Annotated in this window: 2 protein-coding genes and 1 pseudogene; all 3 read right to left on the reverse strand. The window is 48.9% G+C overall.

All coding sequences use genetic code 11. The features are described from left to right. Nucleotides 1-724, reverse strand: a 724-nt coding sequence (cas7c, locus tag ACIQ2L_RS14515; protein WP_396160105.1) for a type I-C CRISPR-associated protein Cas7/Csd2, incomplete at its 3' end; no start/stop codon positions are given. 121 nt (nucleotides 725-845) lie between these two features. Further along, complete coding sequence (cas8c, locus tag ACIQ2L_RS14520) at nucleotides 846-2,672, reverse strand: type I-C CRISPR-associated protein Cas8c/Csd1 (RefSeq protein WP_396160107.1); 1,827 nt, start codon at nucleotides 2,670-2,672, stop codon at nucleotides 846-848. After that, nucleotides 2,669-3,080: pseudogene (locus ACIQ2L_RS14525) on the reverse strand (hypothetical protein); the annotation flags it as partial. The pseudogene ACIQ2L_RS14525 and the gene cas8c, both read right to left, overlap by 4 nt.

A 3,080-nucleotide genomic window follows, 5' to 3' on the forward strand; every position in this document is an offset into this window, starting at 1 on the left:
GACTAGCAGATCGATCGATTTCCCACATCGTCCCCTTCAACGCATCCCAAAGCAATTGCAAGTCCGAAAAGGAAAATCCTGTATCGCGTGCAAGGTAAGGGTTGATGAAACCTTGGCAACGATACAACGCGTATGGAATTGTATTTTTACGTCCCATCGTACCAGTGATGCTGCCATCTTTCTGAGATTGCTTCTTTGCCTCGTCTTCGGTTGTTACCGATTTTCGAGTGATTGAAAACTCCATCGGTACAATCGCATCGATCGAACGCGCAAAGGTGATTTGACAAGCACCACGAACTTGACCGCAATTGACGCCTGTCGTCATGACGGCACCGAACGCACGAATATCATAAAAGTTTTCACACATCCATTTTCTGGCTTTGGCTGTGTTGTCTGCCTTTGCTTTTGGATCTGAACCTTCGTCGGACTTCACTGCCGTTTGGGCTCGTTGATGCTGAAGATTTAGGACTCGCTTCTCATAAACAGCATCTTGCGTTTGAAAATACAACTCGGTTCCTGGCGCTTCGCCCGCCAATACCGAGATTGCGTTGCGAATTTTGCGTTTGATGCAAACATCCGTAACTAATCCCTGAAGAGATTGCGGATCGATTCTTGGCTGATTTCCTGAATCGGGGTCACCGTTGGGGTTTCCGTCTTGGACATCGAATAACAGAACAAAATCGTAGCGTTTGTTGACCGTTGAGGAGGTAGTATCGGTTGGCATTATTGATAGGTGCTTTCAGTGTCAGGAAGTTACAGTTGTGTGTTGTGGATAGTGAATCTGATTGATACTTTTTTGCCGTTAGGCCTAAAAACAAGCCTACGTCGAAAGTTAATTCCAGTTCTTACGAGGCCGCTTTTTTTGCTTTGCTCTCAGCAATGTCTTGGAATCGCTTTGCTTTCTGGTGGTAATAGCCAATTGCGAATCGCCCTTGGTCCTGAAGGGACAGTCGCATACTTGGAGGACTCGCGTTCAACATAGCGACTACTTCACTGAGTAGCCTTTCACTGTTCACAGCCGCACCTGGCTTTTCGCTCTTTAGCTTTCGTAAATGGTTTTGAGCATTTGCAAATAGTCGGCTGAAGACAAGACCAGGAGATGCACTGAATGTCGCGTAAAACTTATCGACCACGTTCGCATTTACATCTCCCAAAGCGTCGTATTGAATCTGTTCAAAAATGGAGAGTAAACGCCCATAAATATAAGCGGGATCGTTTTCACTTGGATCAAGAGTTTCGGTCACGGGCAAGCCCTTTCGTAGGAGGTAAAGTTTGATCAAAGACATACGTGCCAGATAAAAACCACTGGCACCATCAGCTCGCAATCGACGCAAACATGCATTGAGTATCGAATCGGAAATGGGCGTACGTTGGATTGCGGCCTGCAATAGCCGAGCTGGTGTATCAGGTGCAACACCGTCACTATCCATCGCGGTCGCATTCGCAAGCATCCACAATGGTACGCGACTGGACGAATACCCGTTTCCGTCTTTTGAGAGATCCGCGATAGTCAGCTCCTTGAACCAGGCAACCAAGTTCAGGTGAATGCGATCGACCGTGGTTTCCAGATAGTCACGTACAACGACTCTGGCGGAGTTCCCACCCAACGTCAACATGTAGAATGCATCCGAGCTTGCCTGGGACGATTGCACCCCTCGGGATGCAGACTCGAGAAGGAAACGTACTTGGTCGGGTTCCGGTTCGAAAAGAGTCATCATCGAATGGTCATGCTTTTCACGTGTCCAGAAAAGGAACATGATGCCATTGACCCTGTAACTGGTGCGTTGTGACGGAAAATCGTTTCCGATCAACGCATTGAGTGCACGGGTAAAGCCATCGATTCCCTCGGGAGAGACCATTGACGCTTCTGCTCCAACGAGATTGAAGCTATCAGCCGAATCCAATCCAGTCACGAGATAAGCGTCCGCTCGACATCCGATTGGTACCAATCCCTTAACCTTTGTTTTGACAGATTGGCTGATCCCCGACACCCGACCGGTGACTTGACAAAGCCCTTGTCGCCCGCCTGCCTGTTGGGTTGCAAAGTCACCTCCGAAAAATTCACGCCACCAAGAGATGATTTCTGTTCGTTCGCCAAGGCACTTCCCAGAATCTGAATGGAGTGCGAGTGTACAAAGAACTGTGCTTGCTAGTCCAAGTGAATCCAAATCCTGACAAATGCGATCCTCAAGATCAGTTGATTCGAGTAATTTGTCTGCAAACCTCGCAATCGGTTCGAGAGCGTTGTTCTTTAACTCTACGATAACGTGTTTCATGAATCGCCAAAACGTCGCACGTTGGGAAGCAAACTTTTCGCGTTTGTCTTCGTCTAACAGTCGGTTGACCGGGAGTACACGCGCAATCGTATCAACGAGAAAGACTGCGGGTTTTTCCTTTCCGCTCGCCGCAGGATCAGTAGTCTTCCATTGCCCTTCGGCATCACGAACGACGGGGCGAACCGGGACAGGCAAAAGCTTGCCACCACTCTTGATTACTTTTGCTGGCGTCTTTCCTTTCGCCGGTTTCTCGACAGACTGCCTAAGATCTTGAATGCCAAGATAGTTTCCCGAGTCATCGATATCGATTCGGCACGCAACCTCTTTATTCACGAGGGAAGGGTCGTCTATCAGTTTTTCTCGATCAGCCAATTCGTATAGTCGTTGCAGGATCATACTGGCACCTCATCTATTTCCCATCCGTAGATCCTGACTGGCTTTTCTCCGTCGACTCCTGGATTCATTGCATCGCAATGAAGAGCGCCCTTTCGAATACATGCCTCGAAGAATCCTGGGCGATTGGAATTGCCAAACTGTATGTCATACAACATGAGTCCTAGTGACTGATCCCAGTCAAGCGGTTTTTCAGTGCCGTCGAGCGGCGCAAAATGGCATGCGAACTCTCGACAACCTAGATACGGACGATGAAAGCATTGCCCCTTGGCAACTCGCCGATTGAACATAGCAATGTATTTGATTTCCGTATCCGCGCCGGGTTCTTCATCGCTGTCAGCGGGCTTTACGCGAGGCTGATTGGCGCGTGCAGTAAGAACAGGGTTCGCGTCGATGCGATAGGCTACGTGC

This window comes from Flavobacterium sp., from assembly GCF_044369455.1.
Classification (GTDB): Bacteria; Bacteroidota; Bacteroidia; order Flavobacteriales; family Flavobacteriaceae; genus Flavobacterium.

Bases quoted from the DNA above. Each gene is read 5' to 3' on its own strand.
- cas8c (WP_396160107.1), bottom strand. From the start codon at position 2,672: ATGATCCTGCAACGACTATACGAATTGGCTGATCGAGAAAAACTGATA.